The organism is Phytobacter palmae (assembly GCF_039409775.1).
GTDB classification, from domain to species: Bacteria; Pseudomonadota; Gammaproteobacteria; order Enterobacterales; family Enterobacteriaceae; genus Phytobacter; species Phytobacter palmae.
In genome coordinates, this window is sequence record NZ_JBCIVJ010000007.1 from 116,748 (window position 1) to 130,579 (window position 13,832).

Below are 13,832 nucleotides of genomic sequence, written 5' to 3' on the forward strand. Positions count from 1 at the left end.
TTAAGCGCACCCTTGCGGTTTGAAAATGCGTGTTGTTGAGGCGGGGTTGTTCACCAGCTTTGCAGCCGGCCTTTTGGGTCGGCTGACCAGTTCTCCGCCGCAGTTCGGGCAGCGCATCGCCATTTTCTGTGCGCAATCCTCGCAAAACGTGCATTCAAACGAGCAAATAAGCGCCTGAGTGGAGTCAGGGGGGAGATCGGTATTGCAACATTCACAGTTGGGCCTCAGTTCCAGCATAACCTGTTCCTCTTAAGCGCGTTATCAACGTCGGGTCTGTTCAGGCTAATTCAATAACATACCGAAATGAATAAAGCACGATCGAGACACAATATCGTGGCTGGATCTCAGGGTGTCGCCCTGGCAAGAACTATTACGCCATCCTTGAGTTAGCAGAAAGACCGCGCAGGTCTTGCCAGGGCAACATGTTCTGCCTTTTCTGGTGTTGGCCTGGCTGGCAGAACACCACCGAGTCTATGCCATTGAAAGGATTAATCATATAAAAATATCTTATCGATCGACCAAACCGATCAATAGGCCACTTTTTACGCTTCTTTGGCACAAGGGATAAACGCCCGGCAGAAGAAAGCTACCGGGCGACATATTAACGTTTCAGTGGCAACCCGGCCGTTTCGCGGGCACGCAGGACTGTCAGGAAGGTTATCAACGCAGCGGCCATCACATAATACGCCGGCGAAAATTTATCTCCCGTAGAGGTTATCAACCAGATAGAGAACCACGGCGTGATACCGCCAAAGAATGCGACAGCGAAATTGTAGGCAATTGACAACCCGCCATACCTTACGCTGGTTGGAAAAAGCTCAGCCATCGCCGCACTGCAGGCACCGTCAAAAGCCGCAATAAACGCGCCGAGCATCATCATCGCCAGCACTGCTGAGAACATATCACCGTTGGCCATTAGCATCATGGCCGGGTAACTCAGCAAAATGAAGCCTGCACATCCGGTCAGCATCAACGGCTTGCGGCCAAATTTATCGGATAAGTAGCCCATAAACGGCACCAGTACCGCGACCGAAAACAGGCCTATCGTGGTGATCGCATACGAGTCCAGCTTTGAGTAGTGCAGCTCCGTTGAAAGATAACCTGGCATAAAGGTTTGCAGCGTCCAGTGCCCCACCGCTTTGATAACCACAAACCCCACGCAGAAAAGGAGCGCCGCCCAGGCATGGGTCACCGCAGAACGCAGCGGCGTGGCGTCTGTTTGCCCCTGTTTTTTCGCTTCCAGAAACTCGGGGGAGTCTTCCAGATGCGTTCGCAGATAAAGGCCAACCCAGCCTAATGGCCCGGCGATAAGGAACGGAATCCGCCAGCCCCAGTCATTCATGGCACTTTCGCCCAGAAAGGCCGTTAACAAAAAGACCAGCCCGGAGCCTGCCACGAATGCCATAAAGCCGAAGTTATCTATCCAGCAGGTGAAATAACCGCGTCTGTTAACCGGTGCGTATTCTGCCAGGTAGGTCGTTGCGCCGGAGCTTTCACCACCGGCGGCAAAACCCTGAATAAGGCGAGTCATCACCAGCAACACGGTGGCAGTGATACCAATCTGGTGATAGGTCGGCAGCAACCCCATCACAAAGGTCGCACCAGAGGTCAGAAGAATGACGGTAGCAAGAACTTTTTGTCGCCCTTTCCTGTCGCCAAGTGAACCAAAAAACAGGCCGCCGAGTGGACGCATGACAAAACCCGCGCCAAAGACTGCGAAGGATGACAGAAGCGCCACGCTGGGATTTTCGGCATGGAAGAACTGTAAGCCGATGATGGCGGCAAGTGTTCCGTAGAGACCAAAATCGAACCATTCAACGAAATGACCGACGCCGGTGGCCAGCAGAACTTTTCGTAATTTGCGTGACGTAGTGGCCTCCTCCGACAAAACCGTCCGTTCGAGCGATTGCTGTGCAGGCTGTGTCATAGCCCCTCCATGTAGGATAGTGTTTCTATAATAGATATACTATCTACACTGACAGTTCGAATTTCGCACAGCAGATAACACCCAAAATGTGATAGCCGCCCTGCTTTCTCCGTGAAAAACCAAAGACGATCACATTTCTTTAAAGCAAAAAATAAGCCCCGCTCCAGGCGAGGCTTAAAAATAACGGCAAATAACACCGCTATCGCATTTATCTTTATACACGTTTCTTCGGCATCATGCGCAATAACGTATTGTCTTTGAAGAAATAATGGTGTGCAAGTGCGGCCAAAGCATGCAAAGCGATGACATAATAACCAAACATCGCCAGCGTCTCATGATATTCCTTAAGCATATCCACCAGATCAAAATTGGCTTCCGCCGTATGCGGCATCGACAAACCGAAGGCTATCCAGTTACCACCTCGGTTATACATCATTAATAGTCCCAGAATCGGCAGCGCGATAAACAGCAGATAGATAACCAGATGGCCAAGATGGGCCAGTGCCGTCAGCACAGGTGATGGTTTCGGCACGATGGGCGGTGTCGGGCTTTTCAGACGGATCAGCAGGCGCGCAACCATTAATACCAAAATGGTGATGCCGCACGAGACATGAACAATATTGAAATAGGGACGCCAGTCGCGCGGCGCAAAACCACGGAACTCCATGGCGCAGTACGTGACAATGACCAGAAGAAACACCAGCCAGTGTATAGCAATCTGAAGTCCGGAATAGTTGTTACGCATATGAGAATCCTGAAACGAAACAGAAGTAAAGCCAACATACTGAGCTTTTCTTAAAAATTCATTAACTTTTCTTTATCAATTATCAATCGCTTACGCCTGGATGAGAAGCTGTCATTTGCCGTTGTCTTTAACCCAGGCTATGCCTGGTGATGTGAATTTTTGAACCCGATGGAGAAGAGCGATGAGTAAAATTGGCATTAATGGTTTCGGGCGTATTGGTCGTCTGGTATTGCGCCGTTTGCTGGAAGTGGGCAGCGATGCGCAAGTGGTGGCTATCAACGACCTGACCTCCCCCAAAGTACTGGCTTACCTGTTAAAGCATGATTCAAACTATGGCCCGTTCCCCTGGAGCGTAGACTTCACGGAAGATTCGTTGATCGTGGACGGTAAAAAAATCACCGTTTATGCGGAAAAAGAGGCGAAACACATTCCATGGCGAAGTGCAGGAGCCGAGATCATCGTGGAGTGTACCGGTTTCTATACCTCCAGTGAAAAATCACAGGCGCATCTGGAAGCTGGGGCGAAAAAAGTGTTGATCTCTGCCCCTGCCGGCGAGATGAAAACTATCGTATTTAACGTTAACGACGACACGATCACACCACAAGACACCATTATTTCGGTCGCCTCCTGCACCACCAACTGCCTTGCCCCAATGGCAAAAGCGCTGCATGACAGCTTTGGTATCAAGGTCGGCACGATGACAACTATCCATGCCTATACGGGTACCCAGGCACTGGTTGATGGGCCACGCGGGAAAGATCTTCGCGCCTCACGTGCGGCTGCGGAAAACATTATCCCGCATACAACAGGGGCAGCCAAAGCGATTGGCCTGGTCATACCGGACCTGAGCGGTAAGCTGAAAGGTCATGCTCAACGCGTGCCGGTAAAAACCGGTTCCGTCACAGAGCTCGTCTCCGTTCTCGGCAAAAAAGTTACGGCGGATGAAGTTAATCAGGCGCTCAAGAAAGCCACTGAAAATAACGAGTCCTTTGGTTATACCGACGAAGAGATTGTCTCTTCTGATGTCATTGGTAGCCATTTCGGTTCGGTGTTTGACGCCACGCAAACTGAAATTACCGAAGTTGGCGATCTGCAATTAGTCAAAACCGTGTCCTGGTACGATAACGAATATGGCTTCGTTACTCAGCTGGTTCGCGTTCTCGAAAAATACCGCCAACTCTAAGCTATGAAGCGGGTGGTTTTGCCACTCGCTTTTCCCACCTCGCCCACACTTTCTGGCTGATGCCTGTGATATAAACCACCGTTTCAATTTGTGGAGATACGGCGTGAAGCACATCAGTACGCAAGAGTTAGTTGCCCTTATGCAAGACGCGGTAGACCGTTCCGCGACATTTCCGGTCTGGCCTCAGGGCGAAGCGCCCGGTGCCATTGCCAGTCCGGTGGTCTTTCAACTGGAAGAAAAACTGACTGGCCCTTCAGCGTTTGACCGTTCTGTAACGGGCGTTCGCTCGCCACAAATCACCGTCTACGCGCCGCAAAACCCCAATGGGGTCGGAATTCTGGTCACGCCTGGCGGCTCGTATCGCCGCGTGGTACTCGATAAAGAAGGCAGTGCGCTGGCTCCGTTCTTCAATGCCAGAGGTTACACATTATTTGTCATGACCTATCGACTTCCGGGTGATGGTCATACCGAAGGCGCCAACGCCCCGCTAGCCGATGTTCAGCGCGCTATGCGTACCCTGCGGGCACGGGCGCGGGAATGGCAGCTTGCCCCGGATCGTCTGGGCGTGATGGGGTTTTCCGCCGGGGGCCATGCCGCTGCCAGCCTTGGTACTCGTTATGCCGAAAAGGTTTCTCCGGTGCTTGATGATATCGATGTACTGAGCGCCCGCCCGGCGTTTATGGCACTGGTTTATCCGGTTATCACCATGCGCAAAGAGATTGACCATCCCGGCTCCCGCCATGAGCTCATTGGCGATTCGCCTGCGGAGCAGCAGATTCATCACTATTCGTTAGAGGAACGGGCGGACAGCAATACCCCGCCGACTTTTTTACTCCACGCGGTGGATGATCCGGCGGTAAAGGTGGAAAACAGTGTCGTGCTGTTTACCGCACTACGTCGTCTGGGCGTCCCGGTAGAGATGCATCTCTTCGAACAAGGCGCACATGGCTTTGGTATTCGCGATGCGCAGGGATTACCTGCCGCACTCTGGCCGGAACTGATGATGAACTGGATTGAAACGAAGGTATAACCCGGATGCGGCGATAAAACCGCCTTATCCGGGATAGGGATTACCGATAGTGACCCCGCTAAGTGCTGGTGGCTGCGGGGTTACAGAACACCGTAGTGCGGATACGCAACGCGCTATCCGATACCACGTAACGCATTATGCCTGCAGATAAACCATCTGGGTTTGCAGATACTCTTCCAGACCATGACGGCCATCGGCACCGCCTATTCCTGACTTGCGCCAGCCGGCATGGAATCCCTGCATCGCTTCAAAATTCTCGCGATTGATGTACGTTTCACCGAACTTAAGCCCTTTAATGGCTTTCATCGCGGTATTCAGGTTTTGCGTATAGACCGAGGACGTCAGGCCATAATCGCTGTCATTGGCCATCGCCAGCGCCTCATCCAGCGTTTCGAATGCCACAACCGGCAGAACCGGTCCAAACGTCTCTTCATGCATAACAGACATCTCCTGACGCACATCCAGCAGCAACGTTGGCGGATAGAAATAGCCTTTGCCTTCTACTGCTTTGCCGCCCAGCACCACTCGTGCCCCTTCCGACACCGCGCGGGCGACTTTGGCTTCCACGCGTTCAAGGGCGGCGGCGTTGATAAGTGGCCCCATCGCGATGTCATTTCGCTGGCCCGGATTACCAAATTTCACCGCTTTCATCGCCTCGCCCAGACGATTAACAAAACGGTCATAGATGCCTTTCTGCACGTAGACGCGTTCGGCACAGTTACAGACCTGCCCGGTGTTAATCACGCGGGAATCGACAATCGCTTTCACTGCCAACTCCAGATCGGCATCATCAAGGACGATAGCCGGCGCTTTTCCGCCCAGTTCGAGACATACTTTGGTGATATTTTTGGCCGCCGCGGCCATGATTTTTTCACCCGCAGCCACACTGCCTGTCATGCTGACCATCGCCACTTTTGGATTAGCCGCCAGCTCCTGTCCTACGGTTTCACCCCGCCCCAGTACCAGGTTAAAGACCCCTTTGGGCAATCCAACTTCATGCACTATTTGCGCAAAAGCGATGGCGTTATTCGGGGTAAATTCACTCGGTTTGATAACGATGGTATTGCCGGTAATGAGCGCTGGCGCCAGTTTGCGGGCAATCAGGAAGAACGGGAAGTTCCATGGCAGGATCCCGGTGGTAACGCCCAGCGGACGCTTAAAGACGAAGATATTTTCGCCCGGACGGTCACTTTGCAAGATTTCACCTTCATAGCGACGCGCCCACTCTGACATGTAATCGATATAGTCGGCGGTGAAATTAACTTCCACTTCGGCCAGTTGCTGGATTTTCCCGCCTTCGGCAACGATCAGCGCACTGATTTCGCTCGCTCTGGCACGGATACCGGCGGCGATTTTGCGTAACCATCCGGCACGTTCGATGGCGGGCAAGGCTTCCCATGCAGGCTGCGCTTTATCAGCGGCATCAATCGCTTTGCGCGCATCTTCTGCGGTCCCGTCCGGAATACGTGAGAGCAACTCTTCCGTTGCCGGGTTGGTGACATCAATCCAGTCATCGCCCTGCCAGGTAACAAATTGACCATCGATATACATAGGGTGCTGTACGGGTGCTGTCATGACCTGCTCCTGTAATGACATTGTTTTTAACAAGTGAACTCATTGTTAAAAATCTACAAGTGCGCGGTCTGTTTCCCAGGGGGGAGAGTAAGTTTTGTGAGTCAACTCATAAAAGAAAAGCATAAACGCAACAATGGAATAACATCGAACCAACATTAATTGCCCGTTTGCGGCGACGCCGGCGCAAACGGGCACTGTTTAAACCAGCGAACGGCGGCGCAGCGTTTCGTAAAGCACCTCATCGGACTCAAGAACCTGCCATGCCTTCTCAACCGACGGGGGAAAATCGACATGAACAATAAAATCGCGTCCTGCCGGGCCATAGCCCTTCTCGTCGTCTCTTAAGCGCGGCACTTCACCCAAAATCAGTGATAAGTAACGATCAACAGGCCATAATCCCTCTTTCGGGGATAAAAAAGCCAGGCCATCAGGGGTATTAATCAGTTCAGGGGTAATCCCTGAGTAGCTTAACCAGTGGGGGGCATTGGTACAGCCCTGGCTCACACGGGCAAAAGTCGCCATCGTTCTGCGTTGCAGGGCGGGATCTTGCACAATCAATACGGTTTTAACGTTCATACCGTGCGATAGCATCATGTCGATCGAAAATCGGGCATTTTCGCCACAATTCGTTGACTGTTTTTCTATAAAAATATTTTTGCGCTTAATCTTCCAGAATTTCTCTGCGATATCCGCAATGACTTCCGCTTCTTTGCGTCCCGTAGTGGGGATTAAATTGTACGCAGAGTGCCGGGAAACCGCGGCGTAAAGGAATGGTGTGGAATGCCCGATACCGCCACTAATGATCAACGGAATATGCTGACCCGACGCTATCGCGCATGCCGCATCAATCACTGGGATAACCGAATGCCCGGGGATGATTACCGCATCGGCATGGACTGGCGTCGGTTTGCTGGCAAAGTCATTTTGTGCCAGCCACTGCCCCAGTGTATTCGCAGCCGCAAGCGTAGGTTCAGGTAAGCAGGGAAACATCGTCATGGAAAGAGCCCTCCATTTTTAAGCCTCAGTACAGCTTAGTGAAGCGAGACTACAGCGTAAAGCACCCTGAAAACCCATCCAGTATGCAGGGAGGTTGATATCTTTTGCCATCTCTACACGCTCCCCTACAAAACCTGAGCTTTCTAATACACTTGAAATATTCACGCAGCTAACGATAAACTCATTAGATATCTAACTAATTATCAGAAAACGATATGGATAACCGCGACCTCACTTTTTCTCATCTGCTCTATCTCACGGCCCATCACTGGCGCCTGGCAGTCGATCGTCGCCTGCGTGGGCTGGGCATGAGTCAGGCCAGTTGGCTTGCAGTCGCCGCTATCGCCCGCAATCAAACCCCGTTATCGCAAAGTGAGCTCGCACAGGAGTTAGGCATTGAGAACGCCACGCTGGTGCCGCTGATTAATCGCCTGGTCGAACAACAACTGGTACAGCGCGTACTGACCGATCAGGACAAACGCAAACGCCTGCTGGTTGCTACAGATCAAGGGATGGCGCTTTATCACCAGGTAAAGACCGTAGCCGATGACCTGCGTGAAGAAATTTTATCGGTCATCAGTCCTGAGGAGCAGGCACAAACCCGCCGGGTGCTGGAAAAGCTGCTCGTTGAGGTCGGGAAGAAGTAATGCGCTTGCCAAAAAGCGATCCCTACGCGCCACGGGAATGGGCGCCACACGAAAAGCCGATGCTGCTGGGCTCACCCTCGACCCCATTTCACAGCACACCCAAACGTATCGCCTATGGCATCGTCGGGCTGCTAGTCTGCATGACCGGTGCGCTGGGCAATGCGATGGTCACCGCTAATCTGCAAAACCTGCAAGGGACTTTTGCCGCCTGGTCGACGGAAATTGCCTGGCTCCCTGCCGTTTATGTCATGACGAACGTGTCTATCAACCTGCTGCTGGTAAAGTTCCGCCAGCAGTTTGGGTTGCGCGCCTTTACCGAGGGATTTTTGGTGCTGTACGTGCTGGTGACCTTCTTTCACCTGTTCGTCAACGATCTCAGTTCAGCGTTACTGGTGCGCGCCGCTCATGGCATGGTTGCTGCGGCGCTCAGTTCGCTTGGGATCTATTATCAAATCCAGGCCTGGCCTGCCCGCCATCGCCTGAAAGCCCTGACAATCGGCATAACCGGTTCGTCGCTGGCCATTCCCATTGCCAGGCTGTTTTCCACAGAACTCCTGCAACTTGATGAATGGCGTGGCCTGTACTTTTTCGAGCTGGGTCTGGCGCTGATCTCCCTCGCCTGCGTAATGATGCTCAAACTTCCCCCCGGCGATCGCAAAAAAGTTTTTGAAAAGAAGGACTTTATTACCTTCTTTTTGCTTGCGCCCGGCATGGCTCTGGTTTGTGCGGTGCTGTCGCTTGGCCGTCTGGACTGGTGGTTTGAAGCCCCGTGGATTGGCTGGTCACTGGCGCTGGCAGTGGTACTGATCGTGAGTGCCATTGTGTTTGAACATAACCGCAGCAACCCACTCTTAAATACACGCTGGCTCTCCAGCGGCAGCATAGTACGGCTCGGTTTAATCATGCTGTTAATCCGCATCGTGCTGGCAGAGCAAAACACCGGTGTGTTTGGCTGGTTGCAGTATGTTGGTTTGCAGAATGAACAGATGACCAACCTTGCGTGGTCTATTCTCGCCGGGATTATCTGCGGCATCATCGCCAGTTGTCTGACGATAAAACCTCAACGCCTGTCCTGGCCTATTGTTACCTCGCTGGTCTTGATGATCATTGCCTCGCTGATGGACAGTCAGTCAACCACGCTTACGCGCCCTGACCAGCTCATGATAAGCCAGTTTTTACTCGGTTTTGGCAGCGCCTTCTTCCTCGCGCCCGCCATGCTGGCCGGAATCGGCGGCGTGGTCGCCGAGCCGCGCAATCTGGTTAGCTTCTCGGTGCTGTTTGGAATGAGCCAGAACATCGGCGGGCTACTGGGTTCTGCCATTCTCGGCACCTTCCAGACCTGGCGTGAAAAATACCATTCCAGCCTGCTTGCCGACCAGCTCACTACCCTTAACCCGCTGGTCAACGAGCGGCTGCAACTCTACAGCCAGATGTACCAGAGCATGATCAGTGACAGCACATTACTGAGCGCTCAGGCCGCCACGCAGTTGCAGAACGTCTCAACTCTGGAAGCGAATATTCTCGCTTACAACGATACTTATCTGTTAACCGCCTCTATCGCCGCCGCCACGCTGGTGTGGATATTCTGGCGACTGATACGCCTGCGTATCACCGCGCGTATCGTATTAAGACAGGCAACCGGAACCAAAAAATAAGAGTGTTAACTTTACTGGAGTATCTATGAGTCAGCAGGATGCCGCCAAAGAGCGGGCAAATACCCGCAGTAACCTGCGTATTGTGTCAATTTTCGCCGCTGCCGCTATTGGTATTGTTGGCGTACTGGTGATTCTTTACGCCTGGCAATTGCCCCCTTTTACCCGGCAAACCCAGTTTACAGATAACGCCTATGTGCGCGGTCTGACGACCTTCATTAGTCCGCAGGTGAATGGCTATATCACGCAGGTGAATGTCCAGGATTTCGCCCGGGTCAAAAAAGGCGATCTGCTGATGCAGATTGACGATCGTATTTATCGTCAGCGCGTCCATCAGGCACAGGCGCAACTGGCAATGAAAATCGCCGCGCTGAATAACAATATTCAACAACGGAAAAGTGCCGAGGCGGTTATCCAGCGTAACGAGGCGGCGCTGGCCAGTGCGAAGGCGCAGAATATCCAGTCTCAGGCAAACCTTAAACGCGTAAAAGCCCTGAGCGCCGATGGTTCACTCTCTGTTCGTGAGCGCGACGCGGCCCTTGCCAGCGCGGCGCAGGGCAATGCCAGTATTGCTCAGGCACAGGCCACCCTCGACGTTTCACGCCAGGATCTCCGAACGACTATCGTTAATCGCGGCGCCCTGGAAGCGGATGTGGAAAATGCCAAAGCGGCCCTGGAGCTGGCAGAGATCGATCTGCAAAACACCCACATTGTCGCCCCGCGTGACGGCCAGCTCGGACAAATTAGCGTCAGACTGGGAGCGTACGTCACCGCCGGTACACATTTGACGTCGCTGGTTCCCGCCCAGCACTGGGTTATCGCCAACCTTAAAGAGACGCAACTGGCGAACGTTCACCCCGGACAGCCGGTACGATTCACTGTCGATGCGCTGGACGGCAAAGCGTTTGAAGGTCGTGTTGAGAGTATCTCGCCGGCGACCGGTGTGGAATTCAGCGCTATTTCACCTGACAACGCAACGGGTAACTTTGTGAAAATTGCCCAGCGCATTCCGGTGCGTATTGAAGTGAAAGGCAAAGAGGAAGAGATTGCCCGCCTGCGTCCTGGCATGTCGGTACAGGTCCATATTGATACCCGGGAGACGAAACAATGACCGTTCGTCCTCTCATTGCTCTCACCTGCCTGCTGCTTACGGCGTGTCAATCTGTTGATGTAAAACCGGCGAAGCCTTCATTACAGATCCCTGCGACCTGGCGCAGCGCCGTTGGCCCATCGAGTACAGTCGAGAAGGTCTGGTGGCGCAATTTTCACGATAATGCGCTAAACGGTTATGTAGATCAGGCGCTTCGCTATAACAGTGACGTACTGATTGCCCGTGAGCGGGTCAATGAGTACCAGGCACGGGTTTACGGCGCAGAGGGCTCTCTTTTTCCTTCGCTCAGCGCAGGCGTTAACGGTACACGCGCCCGTACCCAGTCTGCGGCCACAGGGTTGCCCATCTACAGCACCTTATATAAAGGCACGCTAACGGCCAGTTATGATGTGGATATCTGGGGCGTTCATCGTAATACCACCGATGCCGCACAGGCCTCGCTGGCGGCACAAAAAGCCGCTGCCGCTGCCGCTGATTTAACCGTTGCCTCCTCAGTTGCATCCGGTTACGTCAGTCTGCTTTCGCTTGATAACCAACTGCGGGTCACCGAATCGACCTTAAAGGCCCGGGAAGAAGCATTCAGGCTGGCGCAGCGCCAGTATGAAACGGGATACAGTTCGCGGCTGGAACTGATGCAGTCAGATTCTGAGATGCGCGCGACGCGAGCGCAGATTCCGGGCCTGCGCCATCAAATCGCCCAGCAGGAAAATGCGCTCAGTCTGCTCATCGGTGCCAACCCTGGCAGCATCGCCCGGCAAAATGAACTCGATCAACTTACGCCACTGCAGATCCCATCAAACTTACCATCGTCATTGCTTAACCGCCGTCCGGATATTGCCCAGGCGGAACAACAGTTGATCGCCGCTGATGCCACGCTGGCTTCTGCTCGCGCCAGTTTGTTGCCATCTATCAACCTTACCGCCACGGGCAGCATTCAGGACAGAACCCTGCCCGGTTTGCTGGATAACCCGCTTCAGCTATGGAGTGTGGGTGGGAGTATTCTGGCTCCGTTGCTTAATCGTCAGGCGCTGAATGCTCAGGTTGACGTGACAGCGTCACAACGTAACCAGGCGCTGTATGCCTATGAAAAAACAGTGCGAAATGCTTTTAAAGAGGTCAACGACAGTCTGGACGCGATAACGCATTTGCAGGAACAACTGGCGGAATTGCAGGCGCAGACTCTGGTGGCTCAGGAGGCGTTACGCATTGCGCAAAACCGCTATCGCAACGGGTACTCATCCTACCTTGATGAGCTCGATGCCCAGCGCACGTTGTTCTCCACGCAGCTCAGCATCGTTCAGGCCAAAAGTAATCTGTTACTGGCGCAAATCGATTTATATCGCGCACTGGGGGGAGGATGGTCCTTGCCAGCAGTGAGCGATTAACCAGGGAGTTATGCTATGCAAAAACAGTGGTCAGGTGTCGATAACTATCTGATTGAAAAGCTTATCCCCAAAGATGACATTCTTGAGCAAGTGCTGATCAATAACCAACAAGCAGGGCTTCCCGCCATTGATGTGGCGGCCAATCAGGGTCAGCTACTGGCCCTGTTTGTGCGTATGATCGGGGCCAAACGTATCCTGGAAATCGGTACGCTCGGCGGTTACAGTACTATCTGGATGGCCCGCGAATTACCGGACGACGGCGAACTGTTAACGCTGGAAGCCGATCCGTTGCATGCCAGAATTGCCCGACAGAATCTGCAACTGGCAGGGCTGGACGAGAAAGTCAGCGTTGTTGAAGGCCCCGCGCTGGCGTCCCTCGAAAAACTGGGCGACCACCCGCCGTTTGATCTGATTTTTATTGATGCCGACAAACCAAACAATCCGGCCTATCTCCGCCAGGCGCTGCGTTATTCCCGCCCCGGTACGCTAATCATTGGTGATAATGTGGTTCGCGACGGTGAGGTGACCAACCCGCAGAGCGAAGACGAAAGGGTTCAGGGCGTCAGAACGTTTATTGAGATGATGGGCGAAGACCCGCGGATCACCGCAACAGCGATACAGACCGTCGGTATCAAAGGCTGGGACGGATTTACCCTTGCGTGGGTCAATGCCTGAGTCGGGACAACATATTCCGCAACACCGTACCGTAGCCCGGATAAGGCGCACTGGCGCCGCATCCGGGAAAAAATTCTTACAAAATCTGCGGCTTAATCTGATCAAGCCAGGATTCCACCCGCTCGTCCGTTAAATCGAACTGATTATCCTGATCCAGCACCAGCCCGACGAATTTCCCGTCTTCCAGCGCGGCGGAAAAGGAAAAATCATACCCATCCCCTGGCCACTCACCGACAACCTGCGCACCACGGCCCACCACCGCATCATAGAGGGGGCGTAACGCACTGGCGAAGTTATCCGGATAACCCTGCTGATCGCCAAGCCCAAACAAGGCGACAATTTTACCGCTCAGGTTTGCGTCCGCCAGTTGGTCGATAAATTCCCCCCAGGATTCATTTTCACATCCGGCGGCAATCCCCGGTAACTGCCCGTCCCCCAGGGTTGGCGTACCGAGTACCAGCACCGGGTACGACAAAAACGTCTCCAGCGACGTGCGATTAATATTGACCGGCGCATCCGCCACATCCCCCAGTTTTTGCTGGATCAGTTTGGCGATTTTGCGGGTTTTTCCCGTGTCGCTGCCAAAAAAAATACCAATGTTAGCCATGTCGCGCTCCTGTTGAGAAAGAATAAGGCCGCCTGCAAACGGCGGGTATCCCTTCTCCTGTTGCGAAGGCTGTGCCAGGTTTTTTGAGTCGCTTTTTTGCACTGAAATGGGTGAAAAGGTGACTCTTTTTTGTGCAGCCCACATCTGCGGCCCGGCTCCCGGGGCTGACCAGAAGGCCTATGCAGGCCAAATCAGGGGCAAAATACGGATCAGGATCAATGTTTCGGCGCGTTACCTGCTCTAAAGGTGCACTCTTTGCATGGTTTATCACACCCAATCAGGGCTGCGGATGTCGGCCG

General features: G+C 53.3%; 13 protein-coding genes. 7 read left to right on the forward strand and 6 right to left on the reverse strand.

Going from position 1 to position 13,832, the window contains the following annotated elements; all coding sequences use genetic code 11:
- From AAIG39_RS10885 to cybB, 3 genes are all read right to left on the reverse strand, one after another.
- On the reverse strand, positions 1-237 hold the full coding sequence (locus AAIG39_RS10885; RefSeq protein WP_090084218.1) for a DUF1272 domain-containing protein: 237 nt from the start codon (positions 235-237) through the stop codon (positions 1-3).
- 364 nt (positions 238-601) lie between these two features.
- Positions 602-1,927 (reverse strand): MFS transporter, encoded by a 1,326-nt coding sequence (locus tag AAIG39_RS10890; protein ID WP_090084217.1) that lies wholly within the window; start codon positions 1,925-1,927, stop codon positions 602-604.
- A 214-nt stretch (positions 1,928-2,141) separates the two neighbouring features.
- Positions 2,142-2,672, reverse strand: coding sequence for a cytochrome b561 (gene cybB, locus AAIG39_RS10895; protein ID WP_343193835.1), 531 nt, complete (start codon positions 2,670-2,672; stop codon positions 2,142-2,144).
- 181 nt (positions 2,673-2,853) lie between these two features.
- Between cybB and gap the strand changes: the two genes are divergently transcribed.
- Positions 2,854-3,855 (forward strand): type I glyceraldehyde-3-phosphate dehydrogenase, encoded by a 1,002-nt coding sequence (gene gap, locus AAIG39_RS10900; protein ID WP_090084213.1) that lies wholly within the window; start codon positions 2,854-2,856, stop codon positions 3,853-3,855.
- A 139-nt stretch (positions 3,856-3,994) separates the two neighbouring features.
- A complete protein-coding gene (locus AAIG39_RS10905) occupies positions 3,995-4,885 on the forward strand; it encodes an alpha/beta hydrolase (RefSeq protein ID WP_425503302.1) in 891 nt (296 codons plus the stop codon).
- Positions 4,886-5,020: 135 nt separating this feature from the next.
- On the opposite strand, the gene aldA is transcribed toward AAIG39_RS10905, so the two are convergent.
- Both aldA and AAIG39_RS10915 read right to left on the reverse strand, forming a co-directional pair.
- Positions 5,021-6,460, reverse strand: a complete 1,440-nt coding sequence (gene aldA / locus AAIG39_RS10910; RefSeq protein WP_343193838.1) for an aldehyde dehydrogenase — start codon at positions 6,458-6,460, stop codon at positions 5,021-5,023.
- Positions 6,461-6,658: 198 nt separating this feature from the next.
- Entirely contained in the window at positions 6,659-7,456 is a 798-nt protein-coding gene (locus AAIG39_RS10915; RefSeq protein ID WP_343193839.1) for a YdcF family protein, read from the reverse strand.
- A 215-nt stretch (positions 7,457-7,671) separates the two neighbouring features.
- Between AAIG39_RS10915 and AAIG39_RS10920 the strand changes: the two genes are divergently transcribed.
- Genes AAIG39_RS10920 through AAIG39_RS10940 form a run of 5 tightly spaced genes read left to right on the forward strand, consistent with a single transcriptional unit; the run spans position 7,672 to position 12,926 of the window.
- Positions 7,672-8,103 (forward strand): MarR family winged helix-turn-helix transcriptional regulator, encoded by a 432-nt coding sequence (locus AAIG39_RS10920; protein WP_090084207.1) that lies wholly within the window; start codon positions 7,672-7,674, stop codon positions 8,101-8,103.
- A complete protein-coding gene (locus AAIG39_RS10925; protein WP_090084205.1) occupies positions 8,103-9,758 on the forward strand; it encodes an MFS transporter in 1,656 nt (551 codons plus the stop codon). The genes AAIG39_RS10920 and AAIG39_RS10925 overlap by 1 nt, the downstream gene beginning before the upstream one ends.
- 25 nt (positions 9,759-9,783) lie before the next feature.
- A complete protein-coding gene (locus AAIG39_RS10930; RefSeq protein WP_343193840.1) occupies positions 9,784-10,866 on the forward strand; it encodes an HlyD family secretion protein in 1,083 nt (360 codons plus the stop codon).
- Complete coding sequence (locus tag AAIG39_RS10935; protein WP_343193841.1) at positions 10,863-12,251, forward strand: efflux transporter outer membrane subunit; 1,389 nt, start codon at positions 10,863-10,865, stop codon at positions 12,249-12,251. The genes AAIG39_RS10930 and AAIG39_RS10935 overlap by 4 nt, the downstream gene beginning before the upstream one ends.
- A gap of 15 nt (positions 12,252-12,266) precedes the next feature.
- Complete coding sequence (locus AAIG39_RS10940; protein WP_343193842.1) at positions 12,267-12,926, forward strand: O-methyltransferase; 660 nt, start codon at positions 12,267-12,269, stop codon at positions 12,924-12,926.
- Between the two features lie 76 nt (positions 12,927-13,002).
- Here AAIG39_RS10940 and AAIG39_RS10945 read toward each other — a convergent pair whose 3' ends face one another.
- Entirely contained in the window at positions 13,003-13,533 is a 531-nt protein-coding gene (locus AAIG39_RS10945; protein WP_343193843.1) for a flavodoxin, read from the reverse strand.
- Positions 13,534-13,832 lie beyond the last annotated feature (299 nt).

Excerpts from the sequence above, each read along its gene's own strand:
- AAIG39_RS10925 (WP_090084205.1), top strand. The coding sequence starts at position 8,103 with ATGCGCTTGCCAAAAAGCGATCCCTACGCGCCACGGGAATGGGCGCCA.
- AAIG39_RS10935 (WP_343193841.1), top strand. The coding sequence starts at position 10,863 with ATGACCGTTCGTCCTCTCATTGCTCTCACCTGCCTGCTGCTTACGGCG.
- AAIG39_RS10885 (WP_090084218.1), bottom strand. The coding sequence starts at position 237 with ATGCTGGAACTGAGGCCCAACTGTGAATGTTGCAATACCGATCTCCCC.
- AAIG39_RS10945 (WP_343193843.1), bottom strand. The coding sequence starts at position 13,533 with ATGGCTAACATTGGTATTTTTTTTGGCAGCGACACGGGAAAAACCCGC.
- AAIG39_RS10920 (WP_090084207.1), top strand. The coding sequence starts at position 7,672 with ATGGATAACCGCGACCTCACTTTTTCTCATCTGCTCTATCTCACGGCC.
- AAIG39_RS10915 (WP_343193839.1), bottom strand. The coding sequence starts at position 7,456 with ATGACGATGTTTCCCTGCTTACCTGAACCTACGCTTGCGGCTGCGAAT.
- cybB (WP_343193835.1), bottom strand. The coding sequence starts at position 2,672 with ATGCGTAACAACTATTCCGGACTTCAGATTGCTATACACTGGCTGGTG.
- AAIG39_RS10905 (WP_425503302.1), top strand. The coding sequence starts at position 3,995 with ATGCAAGACGCGGTAGACCGTTCCGCGACATTTCCGGTCTGGCCTCAG.
- aldA (WP_343193838.1), bottom strand. The coding sequence starts at position 6,460 with ATGACAGCACCCGTACAGCACCCTATGTATATCGATGGTCAATTTGTT.
- AAIG39_RS10930 (WP_343193840.1), top strand. The coding sequence starts at position 9,784 with ATGAGTCAGCAGGATGCCGCCAAAGAGCGGGCAAATACCCGCAGTAAC.
- AAIG39_RS10890 (WP_090084217.1), bottom strand. The coding sequence starts at position 1,927 with ATGACACAGCCTGCACAGCAATCGCTCGAACGGACGGTTTTGTCGGAG.
- gap (WP_090084213.1), top strand. The coding sequence starts at position 2,854 with ATGAGTAAAATTGGCATTAATGGTTTCGGGCGTATTGGTCGTCTGGTA.
- AAIG39_RS10940 (WP_343193842.1), top strand. The coding sequence starts at position 12,267 with ATGCAAAAACAGTGGTCAGGTGTCGATAACTATCTGATTGAAAAGCTT.